Source organism: Zhongshania aliphaticivorans, assembly GCF_902705875.1.
In the GTDB taxonomy this organism is placed as follows: domain Bacteria; phylum Pseudomonadota; class Gammaproteobacteria; order Pseudomonadales; family Spongiibacteraceae; genus Spongiibacter; species Spongiibacter aliphaticivorans_A.
In genome coordinates this window covers 278,468-297,113 of the sequence record NZ_CACSIK010000001.1, presented here as the reverse complement: position 1 = coordinate 297,113, position 18,646 = coordinate 278,468, and the positions used below count along the sequence as shown (strand labels likewise).

The window sequence follows — 18,646 nt, the reverse complement described above, 5'->3', positions numbered from 1 at the left end:
TTTATTTTACGTTTAGCCTTAAGTTAAAATAAAAACCCGCTTATTTTACGGACACCACAATGGATAGAGGTCTTACAGGGCATTACGTAGCGAGCGTCGCAGGTGGCGTAAACTGCAAGGCGTTTGTTCCCGCCCCGCTACCACCACGGCCCGAATTAAACATTAGCGGCAAGCTACAAACACGGATTAATCAGGCCATGCTCGCCCTTGGCCGACTCGACGCCATCAGCATTCTGTTACCCGACGCCCAGCTGTTTTTATATAGCTATGTTCGCAAAGAGGCCGTTATGTCGTCACAGATCGAGGGCACCCAGTCCTCGCTGAGCGACTTAATGATCTATGAGATGGACGGAATGCCCGGCGTGCCAATGGATGACGTGCAAGAAGTGTCCTGCTATGTCAACGCCCTGTCATTAGGTATGCAGCGCATTGATGAAGGCCACCCCATCGCCTTTCGGCTACTCATGGAGCTCCACCAATCTTTGATGACCTCCGGCAGAGGCATTAACAAACAACCCGGCGCATTCCGTAACAATCAAGTGTGGATTGGTGGCCACCGCGCCGACGAAGCCACGTTTGTGCCCGCGCCCGCCAATGAGCTTGCACATTGCTGGGCCGATCTAGAACGCTTTATTAACGATGTACCAGACGCAACAGACCCACTGATCAAAGCGGCGCTGGCCCACGTTCAATTTGAAACCATTCACCCCTTTTTAGACGGCAACGGCCGCCTGGGGCGGTTGCTCATACCGCTCATATTGGTCTCCAGCGGCGTACTCAGCCAACCCCTGCTGTATCTTTCTGTGTTTTTCAAAAAACACCGTCAAACCTACTACGACCGCCTCCAGCAAGTGCGCTTAACCGGCGATTGGGAAAGCTGGCTACTGTTTTTTGTCGATGCCGTTGCTGACACCGCCAGCCAAGCGGTCGCCACGGCGCAGCAACTTAGCGAAATGCGTCAGCAACATCGCGAGCAACTTTTGACCCTAGGCCGTATAGCACCCTCGGCACAACAGGTACTAGACGTTTTGTTTGAACACCCTATTGCCAACATCAATACCCTTGTGCAAGGCAGCCAGCTCACCCCCGCCACCGTCGGCAAGGTCATGGACCGCATGGCGCAAGCAGACTGCGCGCTAGTGCGCGAACTTACCGGCCAAAAGCGCAACCGCGTATTTGCCTACAGCGCTTACATCGATATTTTGAATCAGGAATAACAATGACCCAAAACGACATCGTTCAAAAACTCTGGAACCTCTGCGACGTTTTAAAAGACGACGGCATTAACTACAGCGACTACGTCACCGAGCTGGTGATGCTGCTGTTTATGAAAATGGTGCACGAAAACACCGAGTCCGGCATTCTCAAAAAACACACCCTGCCCGAAGGCTGCCGCTGGACCGACCTCAACACCAAGTCTGGCATCAATCTAATGGACAGCTACAAGCGGGTGCTGTTATCGCTGTCTAGCGGCAAAGACGATGCCGGCAATCAAGTGCATGAAAACCAGCTCATCTCCGCCATTTACGCCGACGCCCAAACCCGTTTGCGCGAACCCCGCCATTTAGAACAACTAATAAGATCGCTAGACCAAATCGACTGGTATAGCGCCCAACAAGACGGCTTGGGCGATCTTTACGAAGGTCTGCTGCAAAAGAACTCCACCGAAACCAAATCTGGCGCCGGCCAATACTTTACTCCGCGCCCGCTTATTAACAGCATGGTGCGCTGTATTCAGCCCCAAGCCGGTGAGGTAATACAAGACCCCGCCGCCGGCACCGCCGGTTTCCTGATTGCCGCCGACCGCTATATAAAAGACCACACCGACGAACTCTTTAACCTCGACGCCAAAGCGCAAAACTTTCAGCGTAACAAGGCCTTTCTCGGTGTAGAACTGGTGCCCAGCACCCGCCGCATGGCCTTAATGAACTGCCTTCTGCACGGCATGGAGGGCGACGACGAAGGCGTCGTTCACCTCGGTAATAGCTTGGGCATGGTCGGCGCCAACTTAGCCAAGGCCGATATTATTCTCGCCAACCCGCCCTTTGGTTCCTCTAAAGGCGGCGAGGCCAGCATCACCCGCGACGACCTCACCTACAAAACCAGCAACAAACAACTGGCCTTTTTGCAGCATATTTACCGCAACCTCAAACCCGGTGGCCGGGCCGCCGTGGTCTTACCAGACAACGTTTTGTTTGAAGCGGGCGTGGGCACCGAAGTCCGCCGCGACCTAATGAACAAGTGCAATCTGCACACCATACTGCGCCTGCCCACCGGCATCTTTTACGCCCAAGGCGTAAAGACCAATGTTTTGTTCTTCACCAAAGGCCACCCCAAAGATAAACTCCAAGACGAACACTGCACCGAAAACGTCTGGGTCTACGACCTACGAACCAATATGCCCAGCTTTGGCAAACGCACACCCTTTACCGAAGAACACTTAAAGCCCTTTGAAAAGGTTTACGGCAAAAAATCTGATGGCAGCTCAAAGCGCAATGAAGGTGAGTGGAGCTTTAACGCTAAAGAAGCCGACGTTGCTGAGGGCGCAGAAAATAGCGACCTAGCCAAAAGCCGCTGGCGGATCTTCACCCGCGACTGGATACGCGACAGCAAAGGCGACTCTCTCGACATCAGCTGGTTGAAAGACGCGGACAGCGTAGACGCCGCCAACCTGCCAGAACCGGAAATATTGGCCGCAGAAGCCATGTCGGAACTTACCGAGGCATTAAGAGAAATTGATGGCTTAATGCGAACGCTAGGGGCGGGGGATGAGGCCGATAGCCAGAAGCAATTATTGCAAGATGTACTGGGTGTTGGGAGTGAGACAGTTTAATGAGCAATACCAATTCCCAAGATAAGGTCGCGGAAGTAACAGCAAATTATGCCGCTATTACGCCTGAAGCCAAGCGTCATTCCCGCGAAAGCGGGAATCTAGAGATACCCAATTGTTGGACAAGTGCCAAACTAACCGATATTGCTATACTAAACATGGGGCAATCTCCATCTAGTTCTGATGTAAATACCAATGGAACTGGCATTGTATTTTTCCAAGGAAAAGCTGAATTTGGAAAGCTCTATCCAACCCCAAAGAAATACTGCACAGCCCCCAAAAAAATTGCCGAATCAGGCGACATCTTATTATCAATAAGAGCTCCGGTCGGCCCAACCAATCTCGCTAATCAAAAGACTGCTATTGGACGAGGATTAGCGGCTATAAAAGCAACCCCTAGTTTAACGGATCCTAAATTTCTCCTACATTACTTTCGCGCACTCGAACCTTGGTTGAGTCAACAAGGCACGGGCACGACATTTAAAGCCGTATCAGGTCAGTTTTTGAAAGAAATAACAGCCACACTCCCTCCCCTAGCCGAACAAAAAGTCATCGCCGACAAACTCGACGAATTACTGGCGCAGGTCGACACCCTAAAAACCCGCCTCGACGCCATCCCCGCCATCCTGAAACGCTTCCGCCAATCCGTGCTCGCCGCAGCCGTGAGCGGGAAATTGACGGAGGAGTGGCGCGACAACAAGCATTCTTTCACTACGAAGGAGCTTATAAAAAAATTAGATGCCGAACGAAGGGAAGTTTTAGAACAAGAAATTTCGCAAGGTAATAAAGAGACAGCTAGGCTTTTAAAGAAAATAAAATCTCACTCACCGAAGCTTCCAGACGAAACCCTACCCACCAACTGGGAATGGACTACTTTCATGCAAGCTATGGAAAGAGTAGTTGATTGTCACAATAAGACCGCGCCATATGAAAATGATGGAATTCCTTTAATAAGGACACCAGACATCCGAGATGGAAAAATTTCCCTCGACGGCGCGAGATACATTTCTCAAAAAACTTATGAATACTGGTCAAGAAGGTGCCCCCCTGAACAAGGCGATATTATTTTCACTAGAGAGGCTCCAATGGGTGAGGCTGGCATCGTCCCCAAGGGCGTAACCCTATGTATGGGCCAAAGAATGATGCTTTTACGGCCTATGCCCAAATTCGTAAACCCAGAGTACACACTCCTAAATATACAATCGGTGCAATTTCAGGAACGAATGTTAAAACAAGCCATTGGCACTGGAGTAAAACATTTAAGGGTGGCCGATGTTGAAGCACTAGTATTCCCATTAGCCCCTCTAGCAGAACAAACCGAAATAGTCCGCCGCGTAGACCAGCTCTTCGCCTACGCTGACCAAATCGAACAACAGGTCAAAAACGCCCAAGCCCGCGTTAATCAACTCACCCAGTCCATCCTCGCCAAAGCGTTCAGGGGCGAACTCACCGCGCAGTGGCGTGAGGAAAACCCCGAACTGATCAGCGGCGAAAACTCCGCCGAGGCTTTACTTGAGCGCATTAAAGCCGAGCGGGCTGCGGCCACCACGAAAAAAACCCGAACAAAGAAACCCGCCACAAGGAAGACCAAGGCATGAGCGACATCAAACTCTTTCAATTATCAGGGCAAGCCGCCGTAGAGCTGCCGGGCAAAGTCGCCAAGCTAGAAAAACACCTGCAAGAGCATATTGAAAAAAACATGGATGTGCTGCTGGGCGTGCGCTACTTGGCATCAGAATACAGCACCGGCAAAACTCATAAAGGCCGCATCGACTCACTGGGCCTAGACGAAAACAACTGTCCCGTTATTGTGGAATACAAACGCCACAGCAACGAGAACGTAATAAACCAAGGCCTGTTCTACCTAGACTGGCTGCTAGACCACCAAGCCGAATTTAAATGGTTGGTCATGGAAAAAATCGGCAAAAAAGAGGCCGCCAATATTGAATGGAACGGCACGCGACTCATCTGCATCGCCTCTGACTTTAACCGCTACGACGAACACGCCGTACAACAGATTAACCGCAACGTAGAACTCATGCGCTACCGCTACTTTGGCGACGAACTGCTCTTACTAGAGCTCATCAATGCGCAAACTGCTCAACACCCAACCGCTACGCCACAAAAAACCATTTTAACACCAACCCCCAAAACAAGTAGCAGAGACAAAACCCAGCAAGAACGACTAAGCGAAGCTCCGCCGGAATTACTCGCACTCTATCAAACCGTCTGCCACTACATCGACCAACTCGGCGACGAAGTACAGCAAACCGAATTAAAGCTCTACACCGCCTTTAAACGCATACGTAACTTCGTCACCATTTTGATGCAATCCGGCAAAGATGCCCGCCTGCAGATATACCTAAAACTCCCCGGCGAGCTTGGAGAAGAAAACGAATTTAGCCGCGATGTTACCAACATCGGTCACTGGGGTACTGGCAATCTAGAAATCAATGTACGCACTGCTGAAGATTGGGAAAAAGCGAGACCGCTAGTCGAGCGGGCATATAACGAAAGTTAAAGGCTCACTCATAATGCCTCTTGAGCATTCGACAACTAACATATAAGCTCAGCTTTGCCAGTGATCTAGAAAATCAACATAAGGAAAGCCCGTGATCGTAAGGAAGGCACTCATTATTGACAGCCCATGGATCGAGAAAATACTCACCGGTGAAAAAACCTGGGAAATGCGTTCAACCAGAGCAACTCACCGCGGCCCTTTCGCCTTAATACAAAAAGGTAGCGGCCAAGTAAAAGGCATTGCTCATCTAGATAGTGTGTCTGGCCCATACAGTAACGCCGAAATTGGCCAGTTTTTTCATAAACACCACGTTGGGCCAAGCATTTATGAGCAAGCCGACTATAAATGGCGTTATGCGTGGGAACTAAGCCAAGCAAATAAGCTTAAGCAACCAGTAGATTACCGACACAAGAACGGGGCTGTAACGTGGGTTGATCTCGACGACGACGACGCCACCCATGCCATAGCCATACAGCTAGGTGCAGAGATCAAAAATGCACCGGTAGACATACCGCCTTCTACATCTCTCGCTAAGAAGCATTTCTCGTCCAATCACAGTACCATGGTACCTGTTGCCAAAGATGGCTCTTTCTTTTCCCCGACCTGTAATCGATCTGGCACGTTCACTGTTGGCGAGAAAGGTAACGAAGTTCGATTCAACAGTTTTTCCGAAGCACTCAAATACCTTCAAAAAATGCCAACTGCCAAATGGCGACGCCCCAACAGTAACGGAAATTGGGGCATTGTAAGTGCGCGCGAATGGCAAACCATGGACGAAATAGAGGCAATTAAGCAATGAGCAACCAAGTATTAGATGTATCCAGCCTTATACCTGACTTAGCATTAATTGCTCAGGGTGATTTCAGGACGCCCGACGGTTTCAGTGCTTTTTTGGTTGCCGCCCTATTCACAATTTTTCTGATTTTTCTTGTACTGACTATTACCAGCTATTTCCGCGCAAGAAAACAACTTGGTTTCTACAGTCGCCTAGTCAAAGATTTAAAGGCAGAAGAGCTCTTAACACAACGGCAAGATATTACTAACCGCGCGAAGGAACACAAAACTTACCGGCAACTTTGGCAAGAATTCAATGAATCACTTGTAGAAGTGAATAAGTCCAATCGTTTATGTAACACTATTGACGCTGCACATTTCTTTAATACGCATACCCTAGCAAAAGGACTTACCGAGAATCGCCTTATTGCAGCCGTACCAGGCTTTTTAACCGCGATTGGGGTTATAGGAACCTTTGCGGGGTTGCAAATGGGGTTAGATAAATTAGGTGTATCAAGCTCGGAAACGGCCAGCTCGAGCGAATTAACCAAGGGCATATTTGGCATGATAGGTGGCGCGTCGATTGCCTTTATGACCTCTGTATGGGGCATCTTTTTCAGTGTTTTATTTAACTTCATAGAAAAGTCATTTGAACGCAATATCCGCAATGCCATATCTGCTTTTCAGAATAAGATTGATTATCTCTATCCCCGTATTACCGCTGAGCAAAGCCTGTCTCATATCGAAGAGTTCAGCCGTCAAAGCAATGAGCGCCTAGCCGAGTTAGATGAGAAAATTGGCAACCGGCTCCAGGAGGCAGTTCGCGAAAGCTCCGCGGCCATTCAGCAAGGCATACAAGACAGCCTACATAAAGTATTGGCCCCAGCTATAGAGCAGCTTGTTAACAATGCTAATAGTGGATCAGAAAAAGCACTTGGTTCACTGCTCGACAAATACATGTCGGGAATGGGGGATATGGGCTCTCAGCATCAAAAGTTGATTGACGGGGCAACTGAGCAACTTGGCAATGCCGCCCAGAATATGACTCAGGGCATGGACGGTTTCCTTGGCAAGCTGGATGAGCATGTTGGCAATATTTCTAAGCAGAACGATTCCGCACTTGAGAATATGCAAAGCAAGCTAGCTAGCCAGCTTGAAGTCCAACAAGAGAAAGACGATAACCGCCAGCTTTTAATTAACGAACAAATACGAAAAGTTGATCATTCTCAATCAGCACTGAGTGAAAAGTTAGGACAAATCGTTGAGGGACATGATGTTCAATACTCTAAAATTTCTGCAAGTATTGACGCGCTCCTATCTAGGTTTCAGCAGCTTATGGATAGTCACACTCTTGCCACAAACTCAATGAAGTCAATCTCAGGGGAAATTCAGGGGGCGTCCAATCAATTAGGCGTACTTTCACAAAACACAAAAGAAGCCAATTCGGCGATGAAAGAGGGTGTAGAGCATCTATCTGACTCGTTAGAGCGCACAACAAGTGAAAACCGTAAAACCTTTGAAGAGAGCCAAAAAGTCCAAGAGAATATTAGTAAGTTGCTGTTATCAGTGGAGGAAGTGAGCAATAAGTTACAGAGGACAGCAGAGTTCGCAGATTTAGGCCTAAAATCAGTCGGCCAACATTTTAACGAGCTAGGAACAAGCCTACACGAACACGTCGATAAATTAGAAAGCCAAGTTAGCCATCTACTTAATGAATATTCATCTCAGGTTCAAGCGCAGACAACAGAACGACTCAACCATTGGAATAATCAAACCGCGCAATATACCGGAGAAATGACTCGAGCAGTACAAACTCTAAGTAGTATTGTGGATGAAATGGAAAGCAAGCTAGACGCTTGAAGGAGAGCTTGCGATGGGATTTTCTAGAACAAGCCAGAACAATACTCACCTCGAGGAAGATAACCCATACTGGGTGTCTTTCTCTGACATCATGGCAGGGTTATTGGTTATTTTTATTCTGGCATCAATGGCCTTAATACTGCAGCTACAAGATAAAAACGAGCAAGTTAACGATGCAATTAAAGATTACAAAAAAGCAGACGCAGTAAGGCGAACTATTATTGAAGAAATCGTCACTGAACTTAAAATTGCGAATATAGAGGTCACAGTCGGAGAGAATCACACCGTGATTCGGATACCAGAAGATGTGATTTCATTTGATCAAGGCCGCTTCACACTACCCAGAAATCCAAATATCCGTAAAAATATACTTAAAATTGGTGAAGTATTGGGCGAGTCGATTAGGAAAGACAAGCGCTGGGAGCAACTCGACACAGTATTTGTTGAAGGGCATACTGATGAGCTTCATTGCCCTAAGCGACTTTGTCCATTAGGTAACTGGGGGCTTTCGGCAAATAGAGCAATATCAGTCTGGCGATTTTGGGACGAAGGGCTAGCCGACGAAAAGAAGCTAGATCAATTAGAGAATCACATTGGCGACAAACTTTTTTCAGTGAGTGGTTATGCAGAAACTCGACCAGAAGAGAGCACTGTTGGCATCCCCCCAACAAGGGAAAGCCGCGCAAAAAATCGCCGTATTGATGTTCGCTTTACTATTCGACGACCCAATCTCACAGAGTTCGAAGATATGAAGGCAGGGCTCTGATGGCTAGCCTTCCAAATGAACTGTCATTTACCCTTCCAGACTGGAAAACGTCGAGTTTCGAGGCATTCCGGCAAAATGAACGAAAAATGAAGTCGCTTGTTAAACGTGCCGGAACAAACTCAGAAAAATTTACCCGTCGCTGCCAATACTTACGATCAGTTGTTCAACAAGGTTCCAGCGTAGGCTTGGTAGAAGCTCTTAGTACACCAATTGATGCACGCGCATTCACCTACCTACTTGCGTCAAATCAAAATTTCGCAAAATCTGTATCTATATCAACCGCACTCCTCGATGCACTAAAGGCTTCACGCAAGTACCTTAGTAGATTGACTCTACTGCAGCTAATTCATGCTTTTTTCAATTTTTTTGATGACGCCTTCTCATCAGATAATTTGAGGTTATTGAGCGGCTTTATAAAGTCTCAATTAGATAAGTTTAAGACTTCCGATAGCAACGATGAGTTCTCTACATTTTCTACCCACGCAAACACATTATTTTCAGCTAATGGAGCGGCTAATGTTGTCCAGTTCGCAATCGACAATGGCATTGATTTAGACGATGCTTTCGCTCGATTAGATCTTACGCCACTCGCAAGTTCTCGTTTCGCTACTATTTGCAACTACCACTACTACCTTGAAACACTTCGAATCATTCCAGTAGGAGATGACCACGCTATTCTTAGCGAAATTGTAAAACCTGATGTTAAACTTTCACCACAGGCGGATGGCGAAGGCTTACTCGGCCACGAATTCCTTAGGATTCTTATTGATCGAAGTGGCAACTCAGTTAGTGATCGATGGCAAAGTATAGTACTCGACATCGCAGGTGACCCACGGGTACCAAAAACAAATGAAAAATATCGCAGATGGTGGGCATTTTTAGACGAAAACCAGATAGCAAAGGTTCGTGGTTGGCTCAGTAAATTAGACTTAGCCTTATTCCTCAAGATCCTTGAACAAAGCGCCATTGACTCTGGAAATCAAGACATGATCAATATGTTTAAACCTCGGCGGAAGTTTATGGAAGGACTACTTGACCAAGGGGCTGTATCAGAAACCCGTCTTTTCCTCAGTAGCTGGGCCACGCAGTACCTTCGTAAGCATTACAACGCTAGCGAGCTTCCATCTTACGCAGAAGTACACAGCGGCCAAACATCAATGATTTACCTAAACTTACAATCAAAAGTGCACATGATTGAAGGCAGCCACAGCTTTAAATTAACTCTGCTTGACCGACTGCCAAGTAGATTTAAATTAACTAATTATGGGTTCACCAAATTTCGAGACAGCCAGATAAGAAAAGAGCCATTCGAGCTATATATGTCAGAGTATATGAATGATGAGGGTGCTCAACAATATGTTCATGACAAACCCGGTAACTGGCGAGGAAAAGCAATTAACTATATGAGAACTGTTGGGCTTGATATCGATAATTCAAAGCTGATGACCGTTCAAGAAAGTCGCAGCTTCCATCAAAAATACGGATACTAAGCAATGGCTCTAAAGGACTTTATCAAGCGGTTTAGGTCGAACGACGCAGAACCAAAGCTGAGCTGGAAGATAGACCCCTTTGAAGGGGTTGCCTTCGTTTTTGAAGAGTCTATTGTAAACTCCCCGGAAGACTACGCACTACAAGACCCACTCTTTGGTATGCAATATACCTACCTAAAAGGTCTTGAAGAACAAGGAATGGCAGAACGTTTTCGAAATGGCATATTGGTCTACTCACGATTTATTACCGAGCAAGACGATCAATTTGCGTTGTTGTTTGAATTACCTCCACTTTACTCTGGTAAATACCAAGCACGTATTGAAGGCAACTCTTCACGGGCTAACTTTTCAGTGGAGCTAGATCTTCTTCTACCAGACGGGTCCACCGTTACCCGCTATCAAATACAAGGGCCATTTCTGAAGCTAAGCGAATCCGAACTATTCAGAATGAGTACGGCTGACTGGTTAGCGTTAGAGCACCTCAAAAAGCATCAACAACTCCCCCCTGAAGAAAGAACAGAATTTGAAAACAATTGGCTTATATTTGAGCTACAAACTGCTGCAAAAGCAGGAATGCCTATTGATCTTGCGCAGTTCAAAAACATCGACATTGTTCATCCCGAATCGATAGGTGTCTCGATGGACCTTCTTAGCAATGGAGATCTATTACTTACCCCCTCATTTGGTGAAGGGGTTAACCCTGATGACGTTAGAGCTCGCCTCGGCCAGTTCAGGGGCTCAGATAAGCACGCGATACTCCGTGTTAAAAACAAGTTCGTCCTACTAGATGAAGATAGGATTAATGCGGCAGAAGAGATATTAACTCAAAAGCGTATACCCAAAGATCAAATTCAGCAGTTTTTAAAAACGCCTACTGCTTATCTAGATGCCGCTTTGATTGATTTAGACACTGGATTTTCTTTACGAGTTGATGGTGCGGAGCGATACGAGCATCATTATTTCGGTGAAGTAGAGCAGTCATCTACAGACTGGTTTGCAACATCACTCCGTGAAGTTGAACCGTTCAATCTAATCACAAGTCATTTAGATTCGTCAGAGAAAATTATTGAGATTGAGGAAATAATTGAAAATGCTAAAAAAACTTCTTCTGATGCTGTTGAGTTCGAAGGTAAAAAATATGACATAAGTAATTCCGAGAGTGTGTCTTCTACGCTCGATGTAGCAAAAAGCAGACTTAAAGAACATGCTCATCAAGGCATCACTAACGATGAAGCTGAAGATGACCACGGGCTGTCACTTGATAAAGCTGTTGTATCTATCAAAAAAAATGATGACGAAGCAGATTTTTCTCAATCATCAGTATCAAGACAACTAGATATAACCTCCCAATCTTTCGTCCGAGACAACTTAAAGCGTGATCCATATCCGCACCAAGAAGAAGGAATACAGTGGCTCCTTGCTCACCTCGAATCATCAAGACAAAGTGAAACAGCAAGCGGAGCTCTTCTAGCAGATGATATGGGGTTAGGTAAAACCTACATGGCATTAGTAGGTATCTCAGAATGGATTTACCGAATAAAAAAATCTGGTAAAGCTGGAAAACCATATCTCATAGTTGCGCCATTAAGCTTATTAGAAAATTGGGTTGCTGAAGTAGAGCAAACCTTCATTAAATCTCCCTTCAAAGACATTGTCACTCTGCAATCAAGCGTAGACCTAAATCGATTTCGTATTAAGGGTGCTGGACGGGAAACACAGCAATCATTCGGTGATGAAGAATTAATTGCCGGCGATGAGAAAATTCGCTACGCCCTAAAGATTGGCAGCCATTACGGTGTTGATCGCCTTGACGTCCCCGGACGGCTCGTATTAACAACTTACCAAACGCTCAGGGATTACCAGTTTTCACTGAGCCGAGTTGACTGGTCAATTGCCACTTTTGATGAAGCACAAAACATCAAAAACCCAAATTCTATGGCGACGATTGCAGCGAAAGCACTTAAGGCTGACTTCAAACTACTCGCAACAGGCACGCCAGTAGAGAACTCTCTTAAAGACTTTTGGTGCATTATGGACACTTCTGTACCGGGACTATTGGGGTCTTGGCAAGATTTTAGGAATAAATACATAGCCCCTATCACGTCTTCCGAAAATATTGACGCTGTGCGTGAGATAAAAGCAAAAATAGGCCGCCAGCTCAGGGAGCAAGTTGGTGACATTATGCTACGACGAACAAAAGCTGAAAAGCTCGATGGACTACCCAGTAAGCTAATTTATACCGGTGACACAAATTCTGAGGAAGGCGTATACCTTCAAGAGCTCGAAGGTATGATGACGGGAAGACAGCTTGCTTTCTACGATAATATTATCGACCAAGTAAATGCCGCACAAACTAGTGACAAACGCTCCATTGTATTATCCAGTCTCCATCAGATGAAGCTAGCAAGTATAGATCCCAGTATTGCAGCTAAAGAAACTATTCCAAGAAGCAAACAGGAGCTAGTCAAACAGGCTGAAGAATCTGTCAAAATTCAATCACTCCTTAAAATTTTAAGCGCTATCCAAGGCCGCAATGAAAAAGCGCTTGTATTTGCTATATCGAAGTCTGTTCAAGCCTATCTGGTCGCACTTGTTCAGACAGTGTTTGGTATTCCTGTGGAGATCATAAATGGCGATACTGCGGCCGTATCATTACGCGACCCCAGCCAAACCCGCAAAGGAATTATTGATACATTCCAAAACAAACCTGGATTCGGTGTAATCGTCATGTCTCCAGTCGCCGCAGGTGTCGGCTTGACAGTAGTTGGAGCTAATAACGTCATCCATTTAGAGCGTCATTGGAATCCAGCGAAAGAAGCCCAAGCTACAGATCGTGTATATCGCATTGGACAGACCAAGGACGTAAATGTGTACCTTCCCATTGCTTTACACCCAAATAAACGATCTTTCGATCAACACTTAAGCTACCTGCTTGCTGGAAAGATTGACCTCAGCGATGCCGTCGTTTCTCACGATACAGTAGAGCAAGATGAGATGATGGACTGTTTTTGATATTTTCTATTCTTATTACAAATAACATCTTAGGTAAACGGCCCGCTGGGTAATAAGAAGCCGTGAATATCTCAAAGAAATTTACTATCGACGCCAATAAACGGGGGTACATATAAATACCAATATTTTATTATCAATATAAAACAACAAGTTAACAATTAAGTTAAAGTGACGCCGGCCCACCAAGTATCAAACCCCAAGTCGCAAGACTTGGGGTTTTTTATTGCCCGCTTAAAATACTCAACAGTTTCTGGGCATTTCTCACAATTCTCCCTCTCCGGGAAACCAAAACAAACCCTTAAAATATCCGTAGTAATCTCCGGCAGCTCATCCATTAAGCGTGGCCGGAGTTTCAGTTCGATTAATACAGTTTTTACTGGGTAGTATCACAACTCTCGATTGGATCGCTACTAACACCTATGTGTGAAAAGTTTATTCAATCGCCTCATACAAAGCGGCGATGTCGTTATAGCGCTGTCGGTTTAGTCCCATGTCAGAATACCCTGCACGGCTTGATGAGCGATAGTGAACACGCTGAGCTTTTTCATCGAGCCAAAACTCTACGTCATCGTGATAATGCATCAAAGAAGTGGTAAACACCACGTATAAATAGTCCGCGTCCTCGGCCTCTATTTTGCCATTTCCATAGCTGGCAACGGCTTGTTTTAATGCGGTCATGGTGCTTTTCTTTGAAGACTTAAATGGCAGCGTGGCGACTTTTTTATCGGGGTCGTCGGTTTGGGTTGATACATTATTCGGTTTGCTGCTTATCTCTGTCAGCTTACCGTCTTTTACCCCCAGCTCTGGCACTTGGCTATTTTGAATCGTGACACGCACTATAAATGCGAAAGCTAAGACTCCGAAAACAATCAAAAGGAACCGCATATTTTTTCGCATATTTGCCTCTAACACCACCATTATTATGTACAGAAAATAGTGGCAGGCGGCTTTTAAACTGTCAATCATTTACGCATAAAGTAAGCCCCCTACTCCCCCCCTAGCCTGTTCACTCCCCCTCAACTGAAAGCCATACTAGAGTCGTTAAGTTTACCCACATCAGCGGTAAGTAAACTCAGCAACTTATTGGCAACGCGCCTGAATTTTACAGTTACTACACCCACAAGCACGCCTAAACACAATGGCACGAATTTTTAAATCGTGCATTTAGGCCTTGCATTTTAGCGGCAGGTTATAGGACTATTACTAACTCGTTACACATGGCGGCATCTGTGTATTAGCGTGATAGCGTAACGATGACGACTTAATACCCGCCCTCTAACTCTTCAGAGGCCGATTTTAAGTCATGTCACCTCATTGAATACGCCCACACATCACCCAACATTCCAGACGGCAGGTGAATGAATGAAATTCCAGCTATTAGCCCTAATTCTATGCTCTTCAACACTCGTCGCCTGTGGTGGCTCAAGCTCATCAAGCTCAGGAAATGGCGGCGGAAACCCAACCCCCGTCACTGATACGCCCATTACCCGCTATGACATGGCGAACGGTTGCTACGCCCTGCAGTCAGCAGACACTGAAATGTACACAGTGGCGGCATCTGACGGCACCTTCACAGCTAGCGTAGACTCAAGTGATGAAGCTGCCCCCTTGTTTATGCAGCCCGCCACGCTAGGCAAATACCTCTTTTACACTGCTGATCAAAAATTACTTACCGCTGCTGATGGTAGTGTTAGTGGCGAGACCACCGCGAGCGATGACGCGATTTGGACTATTGATACAGTAGAAGACAGCGAAGCATTTACCATTGTTTCAGAAAGCACCTCCCAAGCCATACTGGTTAACGAGAGCGGCCAATTAGTCACCAGCGACGATACTAGCGATCCAAGTGGTCAATTCAAATTCACGGCAACCACTAACTGTACAGACTACCCAGAAATGCCGACGGCAATTTCTGGTGAAACGTTTAAAGGTAACGGGATAGATAAGCCGCTGATTGGCTTTGCCGATGTTCATACCCACATGGGGATGTCTAGTGAGATGTCTTACGCCGGTGATGTTGGCCCCTCTGCTGGCGGGGTGTTTTACGGCGAGGTTATTCACCGTTTTGGGGTAGACCACGCCCTTGAAAACTGTGACGAAATACACGGCCCTAACGGGATTACTGACGGCAACAATGTAATTAGCGGCAACCCAACCGACACCCATGAAACAGAAGGATGGCCCACTTTTGTTGACTGGCCACGCCGAGACTACCTGACCCACCAAGTGATGTATTACAAATGGGTAGAGCGCGCCTATCTATCTGGTTTACGCCTAATGGTGAACCACGGAACAAACATTGCGGCACTCTGTAATGTAGGGAAAGTATTGGCGACCAACGCCACTGCAGACTGCGACGATATGAGCGTTGCCGTAAAACAACTTGAATACCTGTACGACGTACAAGACTACGTGGACGCACAATCTGGCGGTCCGGGAGAAGGCTGGTATCGTATCGTTGAGAGCCCTCAAGAAGCCCGCGAAGTAATTAATGATGGCAAAATGGCGGTTATTCTTGGTGTTGAAGTTGCTCAAGTATTTAACTGCGGGGTAACCATGCTACCCGGTGGCAACGAAGTACGCCAATGTGACGAAGCTCAAATTGACGCCGAAATTGATCGCCTTTGGGAGCTTGGTGTTCGTCATGTCTATCCCTTCCATGACATTGACAGCTCTCTGGGCGGTGCCGGTATTTTCAGCGGCGATGTGATTAACTTCCTCAACTTTTTGGATACTGGCGCATTTTGGACGACCACTGAATGCCGTGACTACCCAGAAGACGAACCCTCTGTTCGCACCCCCGGTCAGGAAATGACAACAGCTATTCCTGGCACCGGCAGTGACCCTCTCACCCAAATAATATTAGATGCCACCCAAGGTGTAACGCCACTTTATCCCGCTGGCCTGCGTTGTAATGCCCGCACAGTCACCGACCTTGGCGAATATGCACTGCGCGCCATAATGCAGCGGGGCATGGTTATCGACATAGACCACGCGGCCTATCACAGCAAAGATATTATGCTGGATATTGCCGATGAGCAGGTTCCTAGTTATCCGCTTTCATCTGGTCACGATGCTCACGGCGGTTTAACCAGCGACCAAGTAGCTCGGATGTTGAAAAACGGTGGCATAATTTACCCATATAAAGGCAACGGTATTAAGCACAAAGAATTTTTAGAGAAATTAAAATTCTGGCGCGATAAAGCCGGCATTAACGACGAAGATCATCTTTTGGCTCTTGGTTACGGCGCCGACGCTAACGGCTTTGGCGGCCACCCCGGTCCACGTGGCGGCGACTCAGACCCTGTCCAATATCCGTTTACCATATTTAGCGGCGACGATTGGGGCTCACAGTTTGACGACATTTCACCGGTTAATGTAGAAATGCTCTTAATACCAGAAAGCGGTAAATACTGGCATATTGATGAAACCGGCATGTCTCATTACGGTTTAGTCGCAGACTTTGTTGAAGAAGTGCGTCTTGAAGGTGGCAAAGAAGCCCTAGATGCCCTATACAATTCAGCAGAAGGCTATGTACAAATGTGGGAGCGCGCCTACTACCGCAACGGAAATGAATAAATGCGTCAAAAGCTGATTTTTTTACTCTGTGCGGTTTTCATACTCACCGGCCTTTGGCTGGTGATGAAACCCAAAATGACCACACCAACAGACGGGAGTAATACGGCCACCACCACAGCGTATTACTTTGCTATTCTCAGCGGCAGTATTCCAGAGCCGCAGGTCATCAAGCTCAAACTAGGTGATGTTGCCCAACTGGGTTTTGTGAGCGACAAAGACGCCGCCGTTCATATTCACGGCGTAGAAATGCATATTGAGCTAAGCGCAGGCGTAAAAGAAAATGTGACGTTTACCGCAACACAGGTAGGCCGGTTTGCCTTAGAAGTGCATGTTAGCGAAGTCCAACTTGGCACCATTGAGGTTTATCCGCGCTAATGCGCTATAAAATTCAAGCGCTCGCCACGGGGCTTTGCACACTGCCTTCTTATGCTCTTGGCCATTCCTTTGGCGAGCCTTATAAATTACCCATGCCCTATTGGATGTATATTTATGGGGCGATGGCCGCACTCATTTTATCATTTTTAATTTTAGGTTTTTTCTACAGCGCCGATAATGCAAACCGCCCCCACCGGCAAATACTCATCGCGACTCACCGCCTGCGTCGAATTATCCAGCGTTTAAAATTACTCACAATACTGCAAGTCCTACTCGCCTTGTGTTTTTGCCTAGCCATCATCAGCGGCATTATTGGCAGCCAAGATCGCTACCGCAATTTTAATATGACCTTTTTTTGGATTAGTTTTGCGCTTGGCGCATGCTATCTCAGCGCTATATTCGGCAATTGGTATCATTACCTTAACCCGTGGAAATTGCTGGCCATTAAGGCGCGTAATTTTAATCGTGGCCGTTACGACTACCCCAACCAGCTCGCCTATTGGCCAGCGGTATGGCTATACATGGGATTTATTTGCCTTGAATTATTTGGCAATACCAAGCCCTTTTCGCTCTCACTTATTTTAATTGCTTACACCATTTTAAATATCAGCTGCATTTATTTGATCGGCGCTAAAGCATGGTTTCGCTACGGTGAGTTATTCTCGGTTATGTTAAGACTCATTGCTAAAATGGCGCCCATACATCACTGCCATACCACACAACAACTCGCATTACGCATGCCATTTAGCGGCCTACTTCATCAGCGCATTGAGCATCGCAGCTTACTTATTTTTTTATTATTTATGTTGTCATCTACCGCTTACGATGGCCTTCGCGAAACCAGCTTGTGGTTTAACCTTTTCTGGAAAGATCCTTTTCATATTTTAGAACCCCTACTCGGGCAACACCCAATATACGCTTACGTCATGCTACGCCCTTGGTATATCGCATTTGAAACGCTGTGCCTTTTACTATCGCCCTTTCTTTACTTAGGTTTATTTTTATTTTTTCTTTGGCTTGGCAAAAAACTAACGCGTAGCTCATTATCTGTTACTGAACTATCACTGCGTTTTGGTTATAGCTTGCTACCCATTGCATTGGTTTACCACATCACCCATTACTACACCTTAGTGCTTAGCCAAGGTTTTAAACTACGCGGATTATTTTCAGACCCCTTTGGCTGGGGATGGGATCTATTTGGCACGGCCATTAGCGGAAGAATTCCAATTTTGCCGGACATGGGGTTTATCTGGAACAGCCAAGTATGGCTCATTTTGATCGGCCATGTGGCCAGTGTTTTTTTAGCCCATGCCGAAGCACTACGCAGTTTTTCAAACGCTAAACAAGCGAGTATCAGCCAGCTACCCATGTTACTACTTATGGTGATTTTTACAGGTGCGGGGCTGTGGATACTCGCTCAACCGTTACAAGGCTAAACC

The 18,646-nt window shown here is 46.4% G+C and carries 13 protein-coding genes; 12 read left to right on the top strand and 1 reads right to left on the bottom strand.

The annotated features are described in order from the left end of the window. Positions 1-59 precede the first annotated feature (59 nt). The 9 genes from AELLOGFF_RS01375 to AELLOGFF_RS01335 all read left to right on the top strand — a co-directional run bounded on the left by AELLOGFF_RS01375 (position 60) and on the right by AELLOGFF_RS01335 (position 13,253). Positions 60-1,217: a Fic family protein gene (locus AELLOGFF_RS01375; protein ID WP_159266981.1), complete on the top strand. Its 1,158-nt coding sequence runs from the start codon at positions 60-62 to the stop codon at positions 1,215-1,217. A 2-nt stretch (positions 1,218-1,219) separates the two neighbouring features. Beyond that, positions 1,220-2,833, top strand: a complete 1,614-nt coding sequence (locus AELLOGFF_RS01370) for an N-6 DNA methylase (protein ID WP_159266980.1) — start codon at positions 1,220-1,222, stop codon at positions 2,831-2,833. After that, complete coding sequence (locus AELLOGFF_RS01365; protein WP_159266979.1) at positions 2,833-4,428, top strand: restriction endonuclease subunit S; 1,596 nt, start codon at positions 2,833-2,835, stop codon at positions 4,426-4,428. The genes AELLOGFF_RS01370 and AELLOGFF_RS01365 overlap by 1 nt, the downstream gene beginning before the upstream one ends. After that, on the top strand, positions 4,425-5,351 hold the full coding sequence (locus AELLOGFF_RS01360; protein ID WP_159266978.1) for a DUF5655 domain-containing protein: 927 nt from the start codon (positions 4,425-4,427) through the stop codon (positions 5,349-5,351). The genes AELLOGFF_RS01365 and AELLOGFF_RS01360 overlap by 4 nt, the downstream gene beginning before the upstream one ends. A gap of 91 nt (positions 5,352-5,442) precedes the next feature. Next, entirely contained in the window at positions 5,443-6,150 is a 708-nt protein-coding gene (locus AELLOGFF_RS01355) for an ASCH domain-containing protein (protein ID WP_200842580.1), read from the top strand. Beyond that, on the top strand, positions 6,147-7,985 hold the full coding sequence (gene zorA / locus AELLOGFF_RS01350; protein ID WP_159266977.1) for an anti-phage ZorAB system protein ZorA: 1,839 nt from the start codon (positions 6,147-6,149) through the stop codon (positions 7,983-7,985). Before AELLOGFF_RS01355 ends, zorA begins: the two co-directional genes overlap by 4 nt. 13 nt (positions 7,986-7,998) lie before the next feature. After that, on the top strand, positions 7,999-8,751 hold the full coding sequence (locus tag AELLOGFF_RS01345) for an OmpA/MotB family protein (protein ID WP_159266976.1): 753 nt from the start codon (positions 7,999-8,001) through the stop codon (positions 8,749-8,751). Further along, positions 8,751-10,241 (top strand): EH signature domain-containing protein, encoded by a 1,491-nt coding sequence (locus AELLOGFF_RS01340; RefSeq protein ID WP_159266975.1) that lies wholly within the window; start codon positions 8,751-8,753, stop codon positions 10,239-10,241. Before AELLOGFF_RS01345 ends, AELLOGFF_RS01340 begins: the two co-directional genes overlap by 1 nt. A 3-nt stretch (positions 10,242-10,244) precedes the next feature. Next, positions 10,245-13,253, top strand: a complete 3,009-nt coding sequence (locus AELLOGFF_RS01335) for a DEAD/DEAH box helicase (protein WP_159266974.1) — start codon at positions 10,245-10,247, stop codon at positions 13,251-13,253. 432 nt (positions 13,254-13,685) lie between these two features. Here AELLOGFF_RS01335 and AELLOGFF_RS01330 read toward each other — a convergent pair whose 3' ends face one another. Further along, the gene (locus AELLOGFF_RS01330; RefSeq protein ID WP_235035540.1) at positions 13,686-14,090 is read right to left on the bottom strand and encodes a DUF1499 domain-containing protein; all 405 of its coding nucleotides are present in this window, start codon (positions 14,088-14,090) and stop codon (positions 13,686-13,688) included. A 525-nt stretch (positions 14,091-14,615) separates the two neighbouring features. Between AELLOGFF_RS01330 and AELLOGFF_RS01325 the strand changes: the two genes are divergently transcribed. Genes AELLOGFF_RS01325 through AELLOGFF_RS01315 form a run of 3 tightly spaced genes read left to right on the top strand, consistent with a single transcriptional unit; the run spans position 14,616 to position 18,643 of the window. Continuing rightward, the gene (locus tag AELLOGFF_RS01325; RefSeq protein ID WP_159266972.1) at positions 14,616-16,832 is read left to right on the top strand and encodes a peptidase M19; all 2,217 of its coding nucleotides are present in this window, start codon (positions 14,616-14,618) and stop codon (positions 16,830-16,832) included. Next, the gene (locus AELLOGFF_RS01320) at positions 16,833-17,207 is read left to right on the top strand and encodes a hypothetical protein (protein ID WP_159266971.1); all 375 of its coding nucleotides are present in this window, start codon (positions 16,833-16,835) and stop codon (positions 17,205-17,207) included. It abuts the gene before it with no gap. Continuing rightward, positions 17,207-18,643: a hypothetical protein gene (locus tag AELLOGFF_RS01315; protein ID WP_159266970.1), complete on the top strand. Its 1,437-nt coding sequence runs from the start codon at positions 17,207-17,209 to the stop codon at positions 18,641-18,643. Before AELLOGFF_RS01320 ends, AELLOGFF_RS01315 begins: the two co-directional genes overlap by 1 nt. Positions 18,644-18,646: the final 3 nt, after the last annotated feature.